This is a genomic window from Pseudoalteromonas sp. SG44-17 (assembly GCF_014164235.1).
Taxonomy (GTDB): domain Bacteria; phylum Pseudomonadota; class Gammaproteobacteria; order Enterobacterales; family Alteromonadaceae; genus Pseudoalteromonas; species Pseudoalteromonas rhizosphaerae.
The window spans coordinates 35,981-55,142 of sequence record NZ_JACJEV010000013.1; the positions used below are offsets into that span (position 1 = coordinate 35,981).

The 19,162-nt window shown below is 41.3% G+C and carries 13 protein-coding genes; 9 read left to right on the forward strand and 4 right to left on the reverse strand.

Annotation, left to right across the window (positions count from 1 at the left end; translation table 11 throughout):
• The first annotated feature begins 14 nt into the window (after positions 1 to 14).
• The 7 genes from H5182_RS11175 (at position 15) to H5182_RS11205 (ending at position 10,601) form a co-directional block, all read left to right on the forward strand.
• Positions 15 to 3,188 carry an efflux RND transporter permease subunit gene (locus H5182_RS11175; protein WP_182735221.1) on the forward strand — a complete coding sequence of 1,058 codons (3,174 nt, stop codon included), beginning with the start codon at positions 15 to 17 and terminating at the stop codon, positions 3,186 to 3,188.
• Positions 3,189 to 3,311: 123 nt separating this feature from the next.
• On the forward strand, positions 3,312 to 3,944 hold the full coding sequence (locus H5182_RS11180) for a PilZ domain-containing protein (RefSeq protein ID WP_145234077.1): 633 nt from the start codon (positions 3,312 to 3,314) through the stop codon (positions 3,942 to 3,944).
• An 87-nt stretch (positions 3,945 to 4,031) separates the two neighbouring features.
• Complete coding sequence (locus tag H5182_RS11185) at positions 4,032 to 5,087, forward strand: agmatine/peptidylarginine deiminase (protein ID WP_182760027.1); 1,056 nt, start codon at positions 4,032 to 4,034, stop codon at positions 5,085 to 5,087.
• Positions 5,084 to 5,977, forward strand: coding sequence for a carbon-nitrogen hydrolase (locus H5182_RS11190; RefSeq protein WP_182760028.1), 894 nt, complete (start codon positions 5,084 to 5,086; stop codon positions 5,975 to 5,977). The genes H5182_RS11185 and H5182_RS11190 overlap by 4 nt, the downstream gene beginning before the upstream one ends.
• 44 nt (positions 5,978 to 6,021) lie before the next feature.
• A complete protein-coding gene (gene mfd, locus H5182_RS11195; RefSeq protein ID WP_182760029.1) occupies positions 6,022 to 9,495 on the forward strand; it encodes a transcription-repair coupling factor in 3,474 nt (1,157 codons plus the stop codon).
• A complete protein-coding gene (locus H5182_RS11200) occupies positions 9,495 to 10,331 on the forward strand; it encodes a peptidoglycan binding protein CsiV (protein WP_145233539.1) in 837 nt (278 codons plus the stop codon). Before mfd ends, H5182_RS11200 begins: the two co-directional genes overlap by 1 nt.
• A gap of 18 nt (positions 10,332 to 10,349) precedes the next feature.
• Positions 10,350 to 10,601 carry a DUF3862 domain-containing protein gene (locus H5182_RS11205; RefSeq protein ID WP_145233537.1) on the forward strand — a complete coding sequence of 84 codons (252 nt, stop codon included), beginning with the start codon at positions 10,350 to 10,352 and terminating at the stop codon, positions 10,599 to 10,601.
• Positions 10,602 to 10,646: 45 nt separating this feature from the next.
• Here the strand turns inward: H5182_RS11205 and H5182_RS11210 are convergent, their stop codons facing one another.
• From H5182_RS11210 to H5182_RS11225, 4 genes are all read right to left on the reverse strand, one after another.
• Positions 10,647 to 11,195: an HPP family protein gene (locus tag H5182_RS11210; protein WP_182760030.1), complete on the reverse strand. Its 549-nt coding sequence runs from the start codon at positions 11,193 to 11,195 to the stop codon at positions 10,647 to 10,649.
• 70 nt (positions 11,196 to 11,265) lie between these two features.
• Positions 11,266 to 12,621 (reverse strand): hypothetical protein, encoded by a 1,356-nt coding sequence (locus tag H5182_RS11215; RefSeq protein ID WP_182735217.1) that lies wholly within the window; start codon positions 12,619 to 12,621, stop codon positions 11,266 to 11,268.
• Between the two features lie 113 nt (positions 12,622 to 12,734).
• Complete coding sequence (locus H5182_RS11220; protein WP_145233519.1) at positions 12,735 to 15,452, reverse strand: TonB-dependent siderophore receptor; 2,718 nt, start codon at positions 15,450 to 15,452, stop codon at positions 12,735 to 12,737.
• A gap of 822 nt (positions 15,453 to 16,274) precedes the next feature.
• Positions 16,275 to 16,697 carry a hypothetical protein gene (locus tag H5182_RS11225; protein WP_145233516.1) on the reverse strand — a complete coding sequence of 141 codons (423 nt, stop codon included), beginning with the start codon at positions 16,695 to 16,697 and terminating at the stop codon, positions 16,275 to 16,277.
• A gap of 338 nt (positions 16,698 to 17,035) precedes the next feature.
• Here H5182_RS11225 and ccoN point away from each other — a divergent pair, with 338 nt between their 5' ends.
• Together ccoN and ccoO are read left to right on the forward strand one after the other, a co-directional pair.
• Positions 17,036 to 18,469 carry a cytochrome-c oxidase, cbb3-type subunit I gene (gene ccoN, locus H5182_RS11230; protein WP_145233514.1) on the forward strand — a complete coding sequence of 478 codons (1,434 nt, stop codon included), beginning with the start codon at positions 17,036 to 17,038 and terminating at the stop codon, positions 18,467 to 18,469.
• A 12-nt stretch (positions 18,470 to 18,481) separates the two neighbouring features.
• Positions 18,482 to 19,156 (forward strand): cytochrome-c oxidase, cbb3-type subunit II, encoded by a 675-nt coding sequence (ccoO, locus tag H5182_RS11235; RefSeq protein ID WP_145234075.1) that lies wholly within the window; start codon positions 18,482 to 18,484, stop codon positions 19,154 to 19,156.
• Positions 19,157 to 19,162 lie beyond the last annotated feature (6 nt).

Here is a 19,162-nt window from a genome sequence, read left to right on the forward strand (position 1 = left end):
GCGCAGGGAGTTTTATGTTTTCTCGTTATTTTATCGACAGACCTATTTTTGCGTTTGTGATCTCAATTGTTATTGTGCTGGCGGGCCTGGCTGCCATGCGCAGCTTGCCGATCGCACAATACCCTGAAATTGCCCCACCCGTTGTGCAAGTGACAGCAGCCTATCCGGGTGCGTCGGCTGAAGTACTCGAACAAACCGTAGCCGCGCCGATTGAAAATGCGATTACCGGTGTTGAAGGCATGATGTATATGTCTTCAACCTCGACAAGCTCTGGTGCAACAACCATTGAAATAACGTTTGAAATTGGCACCGATATTGACCAAGCAGCAGTTAACGTCAATAACCGTGTAAAGCAAGTTGAAGCTCGTTTACCTGAAGAAACACGGCGCCAAGGCGTGGTGGTGCAAAAAGGTTCATCGAGTTTTTTGCAAGTTCATGCGTTTTATTCACCGGACGGCACTCGTGATAGTCTATGGACTTCAAACTATGTCACCCTGAATATTTTAGACCGTATTAAACGTGTTCCTGGTACAACGAGCGTACAAATTTTTGGCGCGAAAGATTACGCCATGCGTATTTGGCTGCGCCCTGATGTAATGAGTCAGCTCGGTGTTACTGTTGAAGAAGTCGCAGGGGCAGTTCGCAGCCAAAACTCTCAATATGCAGCAGGTTCGATTGGTGCAACCCCCACTTCACAATCAGCGCAAGAGCTGGTTTACAGTGTTACCGCTCAAGGGCGTTTATCAGAGCCTGAACAATTTGAAGAAATCATTATTCGTTCAAACCTTGATGGCAGTAGCTTACGTTTAAAAGACATTGCCCGTGTTGAACTTGGTGCAAAAGATTATAACTTCAGAGGCACTATCAACGGCAAAGAAGCAGTACTATTAGGTATTTTCCTACAACCTGGTGCCAATGCACTTGATGTAGCAGCAGAAGTTAATGGTGTATTAGCAGAGTTAACTCAGCAATTTCCCACTGGACTTGCTCACTTAAATTCGTACGATACCACCCGTTTTGTTGAAGTCTCGATCCGCGAAGTAGTGAAAACACTACTTGAAGCAATGGTGCTGGTTTTCTTAGTGGTGTTCTTATTTTTACAAAATTGGCGCGCCACACTGATCCCAACTCTTGCCGTACCGGTGTCATTACTTGGTACGTTTGCTGGCATGTATATGCTTGGTTATTCTATTAACTCATTGACTTTATTTGGTATGGTACTGTCTATTGGTATCGTAGTGGATGACGCCATAGTGGTACTTGAAAACGTAGAGCGTATCATGCACGAAGAGCATGTGAGCGCCCATGAAGCCGCAATAAAAGCAATGAAAGAAGTATCAGGACCTGTTGTTGCTATTGTTCTAGTACTTTGCTCAGTGTTTGTGCCAATTGCATTTCTAGGTGGCTTAACTGGCGAACTATTCCGTCAGTTTGCGATCACCATTTCAATTGCTGTGAGCTTATCTGGCATAGTTGCACTAACAATGACCCCTGCTTTATGTGTGCTTATTTTAAAACAAGAGCATAAACAAACCGCAAGCTTCTTTTTATGGTTCAACCGTGTATTTACTAAAATAACCAGTAAGTATGTGGGTGCTGTTGGTTTTATGGTGCGCCGTGGCGCATTAGGTTTATTGCTGATGATTGGTATGGTGTCAATTACCATTGGCCTTTGGAAAAGCACTCCAGGTTCATTAGTGCCTGATGAGGACCAAGGCTACTATATTTCAGCTATTTTCTTACCTGATGGCTCATCCCTTGAGCGTACAGAAAAAGTAGTGGCTGAAGTTATTAGCGCCGTACAATCTAATCCTGCCAATGAAAATGTGGTGGCATTTACAGGCTTTGATTTTATTGGCGGCGGTTATAAAAACAGTGCAGCCACCTTATTCGTCACCCAAAAACATTGGGATGAACGAGAGATTGATACTAAAAGTTTGGTTAATGAGCTGTTTATGAAAACTGCGCATATCAACGAAGCACTTGTTTTAGCGTTTAACCCCCCTGCTATTTTTGGTTTAGGGAGCACTGGCGGATTTGAATTTTATATTCAAAACAAAGGCGCAGGTGGCCCAGAAAAACTGCAACAAGCCATGGGCTTAATGATGGCTGAAGCACAAAAAAGCCCTATTTTAAGTGGCCTACAAACGTTGTGGCGACCAAATGCACCGCAACTTAAAGTTGATGTAGATCGTGAACAAGCCCGCGCGATGGGCATTGAAATTGACGATGCCTTTACAGCCCTTGCCGGCACACTGGGTACATATTATGTGAACGACTTCAATAAGTTTGGCCGAGCTTGGCAAGTACTTATGTCAGCAGAAGCTGAATTTAGAATGAAGCCTGATGACATTGGACGAATTTATGTAAAAAATAGTCAAGGTGCTATGGTTCCTATGTCTGCGTTTACTAATATTGAATATAGTCGCGGACCAGAAAGTCTAAATCGTTATAATAACTTGCCTGCGGTAAAACTGCTCGGTAATGCTGCACCCGGTTACAGCTCTGGCCAAGCAATTGCTGAAGTTGAACGTATTGCAAAAGCAGTATTACCACCTGATATGACCTACGACTGGACCGGCTCTGCGTATCAAGAAAAACGCAGCTCAGGTACCACAGGAATTGCTTTAGGCCTTGCGGTGATCATGGTTTTCTTAATCCTTGCAGCACTGTATGAGCGTTGGTCATTGCCACTCTCGGTGATGCTAGCATTGCCATTTGGAACCTTTGGCGCATTGGTATCAATCTGGTTAGTAGGCATGACTAACGATGTGTACTTCCAAATCGGCTTAGTGACCTTACTTGGTTTAGCCAGTAAAAATGCCATTTTGATTGTTGAATATGCATTGATGAAACATCAACAAGGTTGGAGCGCAAGCGCTGCAGCACTTGAAGCTGCCCGTCTTCGATTTAGACCCATCATCATGACTTCGATGGCCTTTATTTTAGGTGTAGTGCCATTAGTATTGAGCTCAGGCGCCGGTGCAGGTGCACGTCATAGCGTTGGTACTGGCGTTATGGGCGGCATGATGGCAGCAACCTTCCTTGCCGTGTTCTTTGTACCACTGTTCTTTTATTGGTTAACTGAGCGCAAACTTACTGAAAAACGCTCGCGAGCAGATTTATCCGATGAAATTGCAAGCCACCACAAGCGTGAACATGTCGACACCCAAGAGGGTAATTTATGATTTAAGCTCAGCTACAAAAATATAAGGGCAAACAGTGGTTTGCCCTTTTTTATGGTAATTTGATAACTAGCAATTTTATACTGTCGGCGCTACTATTAAACTATTGCGTCGAGGAGCCTTATGATGAATAGTGAAAAATTAACCGAGTTTGAGCAGTACTTTCAGATTGATGAAAGTAATCGAGTAAATTTATTTGCTGTTGACGATAGCAAAGTGCCTACTACCTTAGCGCAACTAGAAGCAGATATCCCACCGTTATTTAAATTGGCCAATGAGGTTAGTGAATTAGAGCAAAGCTCGTTAAGACCATTGCGTAGCCTTGGTGATTTGGCACAAGAGCTTGCCGTATTTTTACAAGCACAATCGCGTAAAATCGACTTGATCATGAGCCATATATTGGCCTCAGAGCAGCCCGAAGATAACGCCATTTATTGTGATAGCTACGGCGGTGGCGGTGTCAAACTAACCGATACAAAAGTCTACTCTATTGGCCAAGCATTTCGCACTAAATTATTTTTACAGCATGAAGCCTCTGCTATTTATTGTTACACCGAGGTAGTTGCAGTTAATAAGATTGACGATGAATACTACCAATACACCCTACTTTTTAAAGCCATCCGCGATACTGATCAAGAACTTGTGGTACGTGCTAGTTTACATGCACAAACCAGACAACTGAAAAAGCGTCAGCTGCTGCAACATGAAAGCGACAACTTTGATACCCAAGACACAACAGAGCCAACAAAACCAGAATAATATAGCTACTAGCAACCCTCATTTTGAAGTGGCTTGGCTATAGTTGAAATGCTAAACTAATAGCACCTTTGTTTGTTTATTAAATTCATGAACTTTAGACTTTTACCCGAATGGGCTGAGCAAGACGCCGTTATGCTCACTTGGCCACACCAAGCCACTGATTGGTGCGACAATTTAACCGCTGTAGAGCCTGTATACGTGCAATTATGTCAGCATATTTGTAATGCAGAGCAATTAGTGATCATCGCTCATGATGAAGCCTTAAAAACACACATTAGCCAATTATTGCGCAACAACGCTGTTGATTTGAGCCGCGTGCATTTTGTTGTTACTCCCTGTAACGATACGTGGGCACGTGATCATGGCCCATTAACCTGCGCCGCAGTTGCTGATAATAGCCAACTAAAAATTGTTGATTTTATCTTTAATGGCTGGGGTAATAAATTTACCAGTGAATTAGATAATAAAATTAATGCGGTACTAGTTAAACAACTTGCCGATACGCGCAATCAATACCAAGCGCTTGATTTGGTTCTTGAAGGTGGCGGTGTAGAGATTGATCAACACGGTGTACTATTGACCACCAGTGAATGTTTGCTTAATCCAAATCGTAATCCAGATCTAACCCAACAAGACATTGAACAGTGCTTGCGTGAACAACTTGGCGCCACCGACTTTTTATGGGTTGATCATGGCTATTTAGCTGGTGACGATACCGACAGTCATATCGACACTTTAGTGCGTTTTGCGCCCAATGATACCTTAGTGTATGTAAAGTGTGATGATAAAAATGACCAACACTTCAGCGCTCTTGATGCCATGGAAAAGCAGTTACAAGGTTTTAAAACAACAACAGGTAAACCTTATACCTTAATTGATTTACCATGGCCAAAAGCCGTATTTAATGATGATGGCGACAGGTTACCTGCCACCTACGCAAATTATTTAATCATTAATGGTGCTATACTTGTGCCTATTTATGCTGATGCCAATGACGAATTAGCCTTAGCACAAATTCAAACGGCCTACCCTGAGCATCAAATAATAGGCGTAAACTGCTTACCAATTATTCATCAATTTGGTAGTTTACACTGCATTACTATGCAATTACCCCGTGGATTTTTAGCTGGAGCATCATTATGAGCAGCCCTGCAAATTTAACCGTTGCCTTAGTGCAGCAAAGTAACAGTGATAATGCCGCACAAAACATGGCAAAATCAATTGCCGGTATTCGCGATGCCGCAAGCCAAGGCGCACAACTGGTGGTGTTACAAGAATTACATCGCAGTCTGTACTTTTGTCAAACCGAAGATGTTGATGTATTTGATTTGGCAGAGACTATTCCTGGCCCAAGTAGCGACACTTTAGCTGAGCTTGCAAAAGAATTAAGCATTGTTATTGTTGCCTCTTTATTTGAAAAACGTGCCACAGGGCTTTATCACAATACTGCGGTAGTGCTTGAAAAAGACGGCACAATTGCGGGTAAATACCGTAAAATGCATATCCCTGACGATCCAGGCTTTTACGAAAAGTTTTATTTCACTCCGGGTGATTTAGGTTTTGAACCAATTCAAACTTCTGTCGGCAAACTTGGTGTCTTAGTGTGTTGGGATCAATGGTTTCCAGAGGCTGCGCGTTTAATGGCAATGGCCGGTGCTGAACTATTAATTTACCCAACCGCAATTGGCTGGGATCCACGTGATGACGAAGGCGAGAAAACACGTCAAAAAGATGCGTGGGTAATATCGCAACGCGCACATGCGGTTGCCAATGGCGTACCCGTGATTAGTTGTAATCGTGTCGGTCATGAAAGTGATCCAAGTGGTCAAAGTGAAGGTATTCAATTTTGGGGTAACTCTTTTATAGCGGGTCCTCAAGGTGAACTGCTAGCAGAAACCAACAACACTGATGAGCAACTGTTACTTGTTGAACTTGATCAAAAGCGTTCTGAAAATGTAAGACGCATTTGGCCGTACCTACGCGACCGTCGTATAGATCATTACCACGATTTAACCAAAATATATCGCGATTAAGAATAAATTAGCGCCTCAGTAGAGGCGCATTAAAGGAGTAGTAAATGGCGTTTGCGCAATGGGCAGCCTTGCCTTGGGTAAAATCTCAAAAAGATAAAATTCAATGGGGGCAACTCACTGGCAGTGGTTTAAGTATTGCCATTGCACAAGGGGTTAAACAACAAGATGGCTTAGTGCTTATTGTTACCCCTGATACACCCAGTGCACTGCGCCTTGAAACAGAGTTGGAGTGCTTGCTACCCGAGCATCCAGTAATGATATTCCCTGATTGGGAAACGTTGCCTTACGATCATTTCTCACCCCATCAAGATATAATTTCATCGCGCTTAGCCACCTTAAATACTTTAAAGAAAGAACAACAAAGTGTATTAATTGTGCCTGTGTCTACCTTGATGCTACGTACCGCCCCTGCTTCGTTTATTTATGGTTCAACGATTAATTTTAAAGTCGGTGATATTCTCGATACCCACAAACTTCGCAGTAACTTAGAGCAAGCAGGCTATTTGCATGTGCAACAAGTCATGGAGCATGGTGAATACGCCATTCGTGGCTCGATTGTTGATTTATATCCAATGGGCAGTCCGCATCCATTTAGACTCGATTTTCTTGATGACGAACTTGATACCATTCGTTTATTTGATGTTGAAAGCCAACGCTCGGATGAAAAAGTCGATAAAATTGAATTACTACCTGCTCATGAGTTCCCTACCAACGAAGCCGATATTGAACGATTTAGAATAAACTACCGTGAAAAATTTGGTGCCAGCTCATCGCAAGATTCCGTGTATATGCAAGTGACCAAAGGCAATTGGCCTGCTGGTATCGAATATTATATGCCGCTGTTTTTTGAGCAATTAGCCACTATCTTTGATTACCTGCCAGATACTGCAACAGTGATGCAACTAGGAGATTTAGAAGATGCTGCGGAGCATTTTTGGCATGATATTAATGTGCGTTATGAAAACCGTCGAGTCGATCCACTGCGCCCGTTACTTGAGCCAGTTGCACTTTATCAACCCATTAATGAACTGTTTGAAAATTTAGGCAACTTTGCTCGCATTCGGTTATCGCAAGCAAAACTCGCGACAAAAGCAGGCAATAAAAATCTAGTCACCAGCGAGTTACCCGCAATACGCATTGATCATAAACTACATGACCCCTATCAAGCATTTATAAATTATGTAGCAGCGCAAAAGAAACAAAAAGGCCGTATCTTACTGTCAGTAGAATCCGATGGTCGCCGTGAATCTCTGCTCGCTATACTTAAACCCAGCGGCTTAAAGTTTAAAGAGTTTTCATCATTCGATGAATTTGTAAATAGCAGTAGCGATGTTGGCTTAATTGTCAGCCCACTAGAACAAAGTGTAGTACTTGGTACAAAGCCCGCATTATCCATAGTTACTGAACAAGAATTACTTGGCATTAAAGTATCCCAGCGTCGCCGTCGTAAACATAAATACGAAGCTAGCCAAGATGCGCTCATCCGTAACTTAGCTGAACTTAAAGTTGGCCAACCGATTGTACACTTGGACCACGGTGTAGGCCGCTACCAAGGTCTGCAAACGATTGATGCGGCGGGACTGATCACTGAGTTTGTAACCATTACCTATGCCAATGAAGCAAAGTTGTATGTGCCAGTGTCAGCCCTGCATATGCTCAGTCGTTATTCTGGTGGCGAAGAAGCCAGTGCACCGCTGCATAAACTGGGATCTGATGCTTGGGAGAAAGCGAAAAAACGCGCGGCTGAAAAGGTACGTGATGTGGCCGCTGAATTACTCGATATTTACGCCCAGCGTCAAGCTAAAGCTGGTAATGCATTTGCCCTTGATGATGCTGCTTATCGCGTATTTAGTGATGGGTTTCCATTTGAAGAAACTGACGATCAGCGTAACGCTATCGAAGCTGTGCTAGGTGATATGCAAAGTAAACAAGCAATGGATAGGTTAGTCTGTGGTGATGTAGGTTTTGGCAAAACTGAAGTTGCGATGCGCGCCGCCTTTGTTGCTGTAAACGACAATAAACAAGTAGCGGTTTTAGTACCAACTACCTTGCTTGCACAACAACACTTTGAAAACTTTAAAGATCGATTTGCCGACTTACCCATTGAAGTCGGTGTGCTGTCTCGCTTTAATTCGCCTAAAGAACAAAAAGACACCCTAGAAAAAATGGCTAAAGGTACCTTGGACATCGTCATTGGTACTCACAAATTGATCCAAGCCGATATTATATTTAAAGATCTTGGCTTGCTCATTGTCGATGAAGAACACCGGTTTGGGGTACGTCAAAAAGAGAAGATAAAATCACTGCGTGCCGATGTTGACATTTTAACACTCACTGCAACACCAATCCCACGTACATTAAATATGGCCATGAGTGGTATGCGTGATCTTTCAATCATCGCGACCCCTCCTGCAAAACGCTTAGCGGTTAAAACATTTGTTCGTCAACGCGATGCAGATTTGATCAGAGAGGCGGTATTGCGGGAAATAAAGCGCGGTGGCCAAGTATACTTTTTACATAATAACGTTGAAACTATTGACCGCGTGGCAGAAGAAATTAGTGAGTGGGTACCTGAGGCAAGCGTCGCTTCTGCCCATGGCCAAATGCGCGAACGTGATTTAGAACAACTGATGAGCGAATTTTACCACCAGAAATACAACGTACTTGTATGTACTACCATCATTGAAACGGGAATTGATATCCCCACAGCCAATACAATTATTATGGATAGAGCCGATAAACTAGGCTTAGCGCAGTTACATCAGTTACGGGGTCGAGTTGGTCGCAGCCATCATCAAGCTTATGCTTACTTATTAACGGGTAATCCTAAAGGGCTGTCGAAAGATGCTGTAAAACGCCTTGAAGCCATCGAGTCACTGGAAGATTTAGGTGCCGGTTTTGCACTCGCAACCCACGATTTAGAGATCCGTGGTGCTGGTGAGTTGCTTGGTGATGATCAATCAGGACAAATGCAAACCATCGGCTTTAGCTTATATATGGAAATGCTTGAGCAAGCTGTGAAATCTCTTCGTGAAGGCAAAGAGCCTACCCTTGATAACTTGCTACAACAACAAAGTGAAGTGGACTTAAAATTAGCCGCTTTACTCCCTGAAGATTATATTCACGATGTAAATGCGCGACTAGGTATTTACAAACGGGTTGCCAGCTGCGCTAACCTAGATGATATGGACGAATTACAAGTTGAGCTGATTGATCGCTTCGGTCTGCTGCCTGATGCAACTAAAAACCTATTTAGTTTGCAGCAACTGAAACTCAAAGCCAGCGAATTAGGCATCAAAAAAATTGAAGCAAATCCAAAAGGTGGCTATTTTGAGTTTAGTCAACATACTAAGGTTAACCCTAGCTTCATTATAGGTTTGATACAAAGTGCACCTAAGGTGTATAAAATGGATGGTGCAAATAAGTTGCGCTTTGCGATCAATGAAGCGAATGCCCGCGAACGCTTAAAAATGGTCACTGCAATGATTGCGGATTTCGAAAAAAAGGTTAGCCATTAATGTTGCTTAAAAAATCTCTTATCCTACTATGCTGTGTATTTAGTAGCACAGCATTTGCAGAACGTTGGTTTGAAGTAGAAATACTGATATTCAAACAGCGCCCAGCCCCTTATTTGCAAGAAGACTTTAGCTTAGCTAAAGAACCAATTAACGCTAAACGTAGCATTGATTTACTGACACCACTTTATATTGAACAAGCTAAGCAGGAATGTATCAACGGCGACACTCGCTTTAATTCACAGTCGTTAACCGATTCTGTGATTGGTGTAAACCGCTCTAATTTGTGCGATAACAACATCGATTACCTGCGCAGTTATTCAGTGTTACCACTGAGCCCATTAGCGCCTGTTAAAGATGATATGGAGCAAACCTACTTACTTGCTCCCGAACAGCTACAATTTACATCACAGCAACAAGAACTACTGCGTAAAGGCCTCAAACCTATACTTCACACCGGGTGGCGTTTTGAAGGGGCGAGCCAATCTCGTTCTGAAAGTATTAAACTGTTTGGTGGTAAATTATTGCACGCACCTGTGATTGCGCAAACGCCACAGTATACAAATAATGACTTTATTAGTTTAGTCAGTCCTAATCAGTTCATAGCCCCTGCAATTGAGCAAAATGCAGATAAGTGGGAATTAGATGGCACTTTTAATATTTATTTGCGCCATTATTTATTTATTAATGCCAGCTTTGACGTAAATGAAATCCAAGTAACTGGTGAAATCCAACACGCTCGGTTCTCACAATTCAAACGTGTGATAAGTGGCGACATTCATTATTTTGATCATCCAAAAATGGGCATGATTGTACAAATTAGAAAATTTAACCACTAAATAAAGGAAGATGACCGAATGAAAAAACTTTTAATTATTGCTGCAACATTAAGCCTAGCAGCTTGCTCAAAAGTAAACTTAGATAATTACGAGAAAATCGAAATTGGCATGGACAAAACTGCAGTAGAAGCAATTTTAGGAAGCGCTGATAATTGTGTAGAAAAAACCCTACACACAAATTGCACATGGGGCGATGACAGTAAAAACATTGAAATAACCTTGGTATCAAACAAAGTATCTTTGTATAGTAAAACTGGTTTAGAAAAATAAACCATTGCAGTAGGTAGTAACGATGTTGCCACCTACTGACAGTTATTACCACCAATAGACAGGATAATGACGCTTAGGGTTACGTGATAAATTATTAACTAGCAACCCAACTAACAGCATAATTGTCGTACCAAACAATACAGGGCTTACGACATAGTAATAACCTAGCTGTTGTATACCGCTACCACCAATAACCGCAATCAAAGCAGTAGCGCCACCCGGTGGATGCAAAGTACGCGTTAAGTGCATAACCGCAACTGATAGTGAAACAGCCAAAGCACTTGCCAACATTAAATCGGCAGTTAGCAGTTTTGCCACAGTAACACCCACCAACGCACTGAGAACATGACCGCCAATAAGATTACGCGGTTGAGAAAACTCTGCCAATGGCGCACCGTAAACAAGCACAGCAGTTGCACCTAAAGAACCAATTAAAAATAAATTAGTTAACGGATCAAGCTGTAAGCTTTTGCCAATTATTGCAACTAAATAAATGCCTAAAAATGACCCAATTAAAGACCAGATGATTTTACTCATCGGTTTACGTGGTGGACATTGACTGGTTGCGGCCATCCTGGAAATCAGAAAGCGCATATCACTCCCCCTCAAGCTGTGTAAAAAGAGGGAGATAATACCTGATAGATAAGAAAATCGACGACAACATTTATTCCATTTCGCTATAAATCAGTTCAATGCTAACTATTTTACTTCTATTTAAGGTGATTTTATAACGCTGGTACTTTATCTCTTCGTCATTTTGATATGAAAGCACTACATTTAGTTGATAGCGCCGCTCCACACTTTGTTTAGATATTTTATTATTATCAAGATGATACAGTTTACCTTCGCCTTTTTTTAAGTTCCGCGCAAACGCCGCTAAACTAAACTGCAAGGTCTGTTGCAAGCTATCATAACCAGGTAAGAACTCTTTTGCATTAACCCGTATTTCACTGGCAAAGTGCAGCCATTGCGCTGCTTGTTTATTTTGTTGACGTCGTTTTGAAAATATTTTTCGTACATCCTCTGGAATATGTTTAAAGCGTGTATATTCAAGCCAGATGTATTGTGTAGCTATTTTATCTTTGGTAACACTATTTCGAAATTGAAATCGCCATTTTGGGCGCCCTTTCACAATAGCTCGCCAAATAACTCGTGTTATGTCTTCTTTAAAAATTTCTCGCATCCCGTAAATAGCGCCCAAAATGATCACTAATGTTGCAGTCACTTCGGTAAATGAGATCCGCGCATTCAGAACCACAACCATAACAAGCGCCATTATAATCGCTGTAACGGTTCCTTTAACCAATCGTTTTAAATAACTATTAAGGTAACGAGTATTACGATTTAACACCACACCATGCTCAATCAAACGCTGTAAAAGACGCATCTTATTGGTGATCCGGTTTGCATCCTGAAGGGTTGATTCCGAGTTATATTGCAGCTCATGTCGATAATCTTGCTCGGCTTTACAAAAATTCATCAGATCATTACGCTCTTTCGCGTAATCACTGCTACGTGGCCCTTCGTCAAGTAATTTTAAAAACGACTGCTCAATATGCCAACTCAGATAGTTATCTGCATTGGTATAAAACGAGATCAGTTTTTCATCATCAGGTGTGTAACGCCTTAGCTTTTTAAGTAAGCTTTGACTTTGTTCACATAATTCAATAGCGCGCTGATAAAACTCATCAACTTCTTCAATCTTTAATGTATCTTTGATATCAGTATCAATCGCTAGGCGGACTTGATAACAATACAAATTGAGGTTTTGCCGATAGTCTTGTTGTTCACCTTTATTTTTACTAACAAAGCGACTGCGCACTAAAGGTAAATGGATATTATTGGCGTTATACGCTAAATACGATTTGAAGTGGTTATTAAAATACGATTCTTCTGTTAACGTTTGCGGATTGATGCCCATTTCATTCGGAATAGAAAAGTACATATCAATGCGCTGTTCAGAGCGCGGGCTCAATTCAGGTTCAATTATAAAGGATAAGTTTTCATCCTGTTTTAGCAATCAGCTCTCCTAATAAGTAAAAAGATGCATCTAGTTTACTGCCACACTTTCATTTGTTCAATAAAAAAGGCCTAGTAAACTAGGCCTTCATAAGAATCCAATATTCTTACTAATTAGAATTTAACATTCACACCAGCGAAGAAACGACGACCCAGTACATCGTATGTGTACGGGTCAGTGTTTGAATCATTATTACCTGTGTAGTAAGGAGGTTGCTTATCAAATAAGTTGTTTACACCTGCAGATAATGCAACAGTTTCATTGATCATGTATGAACCACTGATGTCATGGTAGATAACAGTTGGTGTAGACGGCGCATAACACGTGTCTTTACCGATACATGAGTAACTATCCATACCAGAGATGTAACGAGCTTGATACTGTGCATCCCAGTTATCGCCAGCTGCATTTAGTGTAAAGTTAGACTTAAGATCTGCATAGCCACCAATGTTTGAAGTTATCAAACCAGCGTAATCAACAGTATCATCAAGAACAGTTACAACATACTCGTCTAGGTAAGTAGTGTCTAAACCTGCTTTCCAGTTAAGGCCTGCAGCTTCAAAGCTATATGATAAGTTTAAATCTACGCCAGACGTTTCCTCAGCACCAACATTTTGCAGCTGATTGTTGAAACTAATTCGACCTGTGCTATCCATGCCGATATTAGCTGACTGACATAATACAGAATCAGCATTTGCAGTTGTTGCTAAACATTGATCGACAATATATTGCTCGTTAACTGATGCAATCGCATTATCAATCTCAATTTTGTAATAATCAATTGTCATGCTGAAGCCGTCAAACCACTCTGGCTCGTATACGATACCTGCTGTGAAAGTATCCGCTTCTTCAGGAGTAAGTAATGAGTTACCACCTACTGTTACTTCAGCTTGATCTTGTGCACCAGGGAAAGTTACACGTTCAAAAGAAGGTGAATTACCTGAATAAAGCTCAGAAACGGTTGGTGCTCGGAATGCTGTAGATACTACACTACGGAACATTAGTTCGTCATTTGCTTTCCATGTTAAACCTAGCTTCCATGTTTCGTCAGAACCAAATGTGCTGTAATCAAACGCACGAATTGCAGCACTAAGCTCTACGTTTTGAGCAAATGGTGCATCAGCAAGTAATGGGATTGCAAATTCAACATACGCTTCATTTACGTCAAAGCCGCCAGCGGTTGGTTCAACCATAGGGTCATTTGCAAGGCCTTGCGCTGTTAGTGAATCTGGTGTGTACCATGCTTTCTCTTGACGGTGCTCAACGCCCGCAGCAAAAGCAGCATAACCTGCTGGTAATTCAAACATTTCACCTGATACAGATGCTGAAACTATAAATAACTGACTACCACCATTGTTTACTTCAGTGTAAACATTTTTACGGAAATCTTCAGATGTCCATGCAGCTTGATCAAGCGGGTTAAATGTACCTTCAGTGATTTGTTCTTGGATAGCACCCATATTGTGAAGGTTGGCTGTCTTATCAACAGAATCATTACGACCGAAGTTAGCTGACACATCCCATGAGTAATCACCTACAAAACCTTCTGCACCAATTACCGCACGAACAGTGTCTACTGACTGTTCGAAATAACGAGGGCCAGTGTCTGACATACGACGCCCATAAGAGATATCATCACCATATGCGTAATTTAATGTGTCAGTAATATATTTACCGTCTGCATCACGATCTGCAAGACCATCGCCATTGCGGTCAACTTTACCTACATAAGTTTGACCAAGTAATGAATCGCCCATATTTTCATTGTACTTGAAATCAAACCATACTGGCTGTGCAGCCATTTGCTGTTGCGACCAACGTTTTGTGTAGGTAAATTCCGTAAATACACGTGTATCGTTTGAAATTTCATAACTTGCAAGGCCAGTTAAGTTCAAACGCTCCATTGGCGTGTATAAGTAGCTATCTGGCGCAAAGTTATAAAGGTCTGAATCTGTATACGGATGGAGTCCACCAAGGCCGCCTAAACCATCATCGGTTGGGGCAAGACCTGAAGTAACAGGGTTACCATCAGCATCAACTGTTGAACCATCTTCATTTACATCACCAATTACACCACCTTGCCAAATATGGCCACCTGGGCTGTATGGAGAACCACCGTTACAATTTAGACCGTTAGCACCTTCTGCAATAGGACAACTTGAGAAATCACGATCTGATTGCTTTGCTTTACCACGGTCAGTGTACTGCATACCGATAACAATGTTACCTTTATCGAATGAAGAACCAACTGTAAAATCGAATGAACTTTCAGTTGCATCGCCTTCGCCTGTGATTGCCGAGTTGACGTTCATATCAAGGCCTTCGAAATCATCTTTTAGGATGATATTCACAACACCTGCAACCGCATCCGTACCATATACAGCAGATGCACCATCTTTAAGTACTTCTACAGATTTGATCATTGAAACAGGGATCGTGTTTAGGTCAACAGTTGATGCAGCGCCAGTACCTGAGGCAATCATACGACGACCGTTTACAAGTACTAATGTTCTACTAGAACCTAGTCCACGTAAATCAATACGTGCATTACCACCAGAACCATTGTTAACGCCAGGGTTTGTCATTGCACCGCCTGTGGCGGTCATTTTTTGTAATACGCTATCGATGCTTGTGGCACCCATTGCTTTAATATCATCTGCGCCAATTAATGTAACTGGGCTAGCGTTTTCCATATCTGAACGCTTAATGCGAGAGCCCGTAACTTGGATTTTTTCAATTGATTGGGCGCCATCTTCCGCAGCCACTGCTTGCATTGTTGAAAACATAGGGATAGCTGTAACTACAGCTAAACCGATAATAGATTTTTTCATGTGAAACCCTACTTGTTGGAGAAATACCTTGCTCAGGTAGCGCTCGTTTTATTTGAGAATATCGAGTCAGCGAGGGCAACTTAGGCGGACTTAACTGAATGAAATCTGAATGAGCGGTTAATAATTACCTTCGCAATTATTGATAAACCCGCAATAGGTACATTGGTTAATGAATGTTTCATTGTTAACTAGTTAATACACCTTATATTCAAACACTTAAGTGCGAAGAAAAACATTTTAAACATGTATGAAATCAAACTAATGGACTTTGTAATTATATGTAATTAACGTATAAAAATACCTAAATCAGAAAATTTCACAAGTTAATCACATCATTTTATTAAAACTGCAAAACTGACCAACAACTGCTAACCATAGTTATGCAATAATTTTGCGTATTTAAGCTCTATGCAACTTTTTTGATAGCAATATAGTGGGGTTTAGCTTTGTTCATTGCAGCTTAATGTCAAAATAAGGTGGTTTTATGCGCACTCTATAAATTTAACTGAAAATATAAAAATTCAAGGCGAGACTTAAACTAGAAACCCTGATTTACAAATAGATACTCAACTTAATATTCAGCGTATTATTTCAGTAAATATTGCTTTGAAGTGTTTTGAACCGTTAAAGGATCAATTAAGAAATGGGTCCAGTGCATTGTTAATGCATTAAGTCAGCTAATACTTAGCAAATGAAGGTAACAAAAATAGCGTGTTTGGATAGGCAGAATAAGTGATAACGGACATTTGCAACTCTATGCCCTAAGCTTCGGATAGCAACTTTCTTAACCAACACTCCGATTTAATATGGATTAAACTGATATCAATAAGTCGCATCAAAGTAATAAAATACATGCTTAAGTTGACCCTGTGGATTTTTAACTTCGAGTGTCAATTTCCAGGTCATATTGCGCTCGGAACAAATACCAACCATACTTTGTGCGACTAAAATATCGTCAAGCGGCTCAAACAACACCGGAATATATCCCATATACATAGTGATGCCTTCAAGTTTTGCACTGTGAACTAACAATGAGCTTGGTAACGATAAATTTATCTCAAAAGGCGTTTCTGGCGTTATTTGTTGCTCACTCAACCAAATTTTCACCTGATTATCATACTCGCATAACTGATTTGGCTGACAGCTTGCACCTTGGCGTTGCTCTTCTATACTTAGCGATTGTGGGCCACATGCAATTAACAGGTTCAATACGCTTAAAAACACAACTAAAAGCTTAATTGGCATAATATTCCCTAGATAAAGTAAAGGCTGATACTAATCAGCGCAGTGTTAAAATACAACCACAGAACTAAATTCTTACACAAATGTACAAAAGTGCATCAAAAAATAACCAACTGCATGTGAAAAATTGATTGATGTCATAATTTTATGCAATTGACCTATCTTTTTTAGGCCAAAAATTTTATCATTTCCCCGCAAAAATAAGGGTTTCTCGAGTTTGTTTTCTGAAGCAGTCAAAGCTTTGAGGGTTTTTGATAACATACTTAAGAATAATAGTAGGCCCCACTTTATATAGTGGGTAATTCATTTCTAAACGCATTTATTGCAGCGGAAGCCAGAAAATGAGCCAAACAGTAGCATCACAAACTGAGTACAACTATAAGGTTGTACGCCAATTCGCTATTATGACAGTGATTTGGGGCATCGTTGGCATGAGTATTGGGGTTCTGATTGCTGCCCAATTAGCTTGGCCAGCACTTAACTTTGATACACCATGGTTAACATACTCTCGACTACGTCCGTTACACACGAACGCAGTTATTTTCGCATTTGGTACAAGTGCACTATTCGCGACATCATATTATGTCGTGCAACGTACTTGCCAGACGCGCCTTCTCTCAGACAAATTAGCCGCCTTTACCTTCTGGGGTTGGCAGTTAGTTATCGTACTTGCGGTTATCACTCTACCTCTAGGTATAACAAGTTCAAAAGAATATGCTGAGCTTGAGTGGCCAATCGATATCTTAATTGCTGTAGTGTGGGTTACCTATGCGGTTGTGTTTATGGGCACCATAGCTAAGCGTAAAGTATCGCACATTTATGTCGCTAACTGGTTTTATGCTGGCTTTATCATTACTGTTGCAGTGCTTCACATTGTAAATAGTATGGCTGTGCCTGTATCGTTAACTAAATCATACTCAATCTACGCAGGTGCAGTAGATGCGATGGTTCAGTGGTGGTACGGTCATAACGCTGTAGGTTTCTTATTAACGGCTGGTTTCTTAGGTATGATGTATTACTTTGTACCAAAACAAGCAGGTCGTCCAGTTTATTCTTACCGTTTATCTGTTGTTCACTTTTGGGCTTTAGTATCACTTTATATTTGGGCAGGCCCTCACCACTTACACTACACTGCACTTCCTGATTGGACACAGAGTTTAGGTATGGTTATGTCAATCATCTTATTCGTTCCTTCTTGGGGTGGTATGATCAACGGTATCATGACGCTATCTGGCGCATGGCATAAACTACGTACTGATCCAGTACTACGCTTCTTAGTTGTTTCATTGTCTTTCTATGGTATGTCTACCTTTGAAGGCCCGATGATGGCGATCAAGTCTGTAAATGCCCTTTCTCATTACACTGATTGGACTGTTGGTCATGTTCATTCTGGTGCACTTGGTTGGGTTGCGATGATTTCTATCGGTGCTATTTACCACCTTATCCCAGCATTATTTTCTCAAGGTCGTATGTATAGTATTAAACTGGTTAACACACACTTTTGGTTACATACTGTAGGTGTTGTTTTATACATTGTAGCAATGTGGATTTCAGGGGTTATGCAAGGTCTAATGTGGCGCGCAGTAAATGCTGACGGTACATTAATGTACAGCTTTGTGCAGTCACTTCAAGCATCACATCCATTCTATGTTATGCGCTTCCTAGGCGGTGTGTTCATCGTGGTAGGCATGCTGGTTATGGCTTATAACGTTTACCGTACTATTTCTGCGAAGAATGATTCGTTGAAATTAGATGCGCAAGCACAGTTAGCATAACGGAGTGAGATGATGAGCAATAATAATTCACAAAACAAACATGAAATAGTCGAAAAAAATATCGGCCTTATGGCTATCTTGACTGTTTTTGCTATCAGCTTCGGCGCACTAGTAGAGATAACTCCACTGATGTTCCAAGATGATACAACAAAGCCAGTCGATGGTTTACGCCCACTAAACGCGCTTGAAATGGAAGGCCGTGATATCTATGTACGTGAAGGTTGTTATAACTGTCACTCACAAATGATCCGCCCTTTCCGTGACGAAGTTGAACGTTATGGTCACTACTCGGTTGCTGGTGAGTCGGTTTGGGATCACCCATTTCAATGGGGTTCTAAACGAACTGGTCCAGACCTAGCACGTGTGGGCAAACGTTACTCGGATGACTGGCATTATGCTCACTTAGTGAATCCACGTGCTGTGGTTCCTGAGTCAAACATGCCAGGTTTTCCTTGGTTAGCAGAGGATCGCGTTGATACTAGCCTTACTCTGAAAAAGCTTAAAATTTTCCGTGATACATTTGCTATTAATCCACAAAATCCAGCTCACCCTGGTTTAGGATATGGTAGTGATGAAGAACTAATCGCTGACGTTGCTAAAGTTGATGCTATGAATGACGGTAAGGGTGCAACAGAAATGCAAGCCCTCATTGCTTACTTGCAACAACTTGGCACGCACTTGAAGTAATTAATT

Excerpts from the sequence above, each read along its gene's own strand:
- H5182_RS11175 (WP_182735221.1), top strand. The coding sequence starts at position 15 with ATGTTTTCTCGTTATTTTATCGACAGACCTATTTTTGCGTTTGTGATC.
- H5182_RS11180 (WP_145234077.1), top strand. The coding sequence starts at position 3,312 with ATGAATAGTGAAAAATTAACCGAGTTTGAGCAGTACTTTCAGATTGAT.
- H5182_RS11185 (WP_182760027.1), top strand. The coding sequence starts at position 4,032 with ATGAACTTTAGACTTTTACCCGAATGGGCTGAGCAAGACGCCGTTATG.
- H5182_RS11190 (WP_182760028.1), top strand. The coding sequence starts at position 5,084 with ATGAGCAGCCCTGCAAATTTAACCGTTGCCTTAGTGCAGCAAAGTAAC.
- mfd (WP_182760029.1), top strand. The coding sequence starts at position 6,022 with ATGGCGTTTGCGCAATGGGCAGCCTTGCCTTGGGTAAAATCTCAAAAA.
- H5182_RS11200 (WP_145233539.1), top strand. The coding sequence starts at position 9,495 with ATGTTGCTTAAAAAATCTCTTATCCTACTATGCTGTGTATTTAGTAGC.
- H5182_RS11205 (WP_145233537.1), top strand. The coding sequence starts at position 10,350 with ATGAAAAAACTTTTAATTATTGCTGCAACATTAAGCCTAGCAGCTTGC.
- H5182_RS11210 (WP_182760030.1), bottom strand. The coding sequence starts at position 11,195 with ATGCGCTTTCTGATTTCCAGGATGGCCGCAACCAGTCAATGTCCACCA.
- H5182_RS11220 (WP_145233519.1), bottom strand. The coding sequence starts at position 15,452 with ATGAAAAAATCTATTATCGGTTTAGCTGTAGTTACAGCTATCCCTATG.
- H5182_RS11225 (WP_145233516.1), bottom strand. The coding sequence starts at position 16,697 with ATGCCAATTAAGCTTTTAGTTGTGTTTTTAAGCGTATTGAACCTGTTA.
- ccoN (WP_145233514.1), top strand. The coding sequence starts at position 17,036 with ATGAGCCAAACAGTAGCATCACAAACTGAGTACAACTATAAGGTTGTA.
- ccoO (WP_145234075.1), top strand. The coding sequence starts at position 18,482 with ATGAGCAATAATAATTCACAAAACAAACATGAAATAGTCGAAAAAAAT.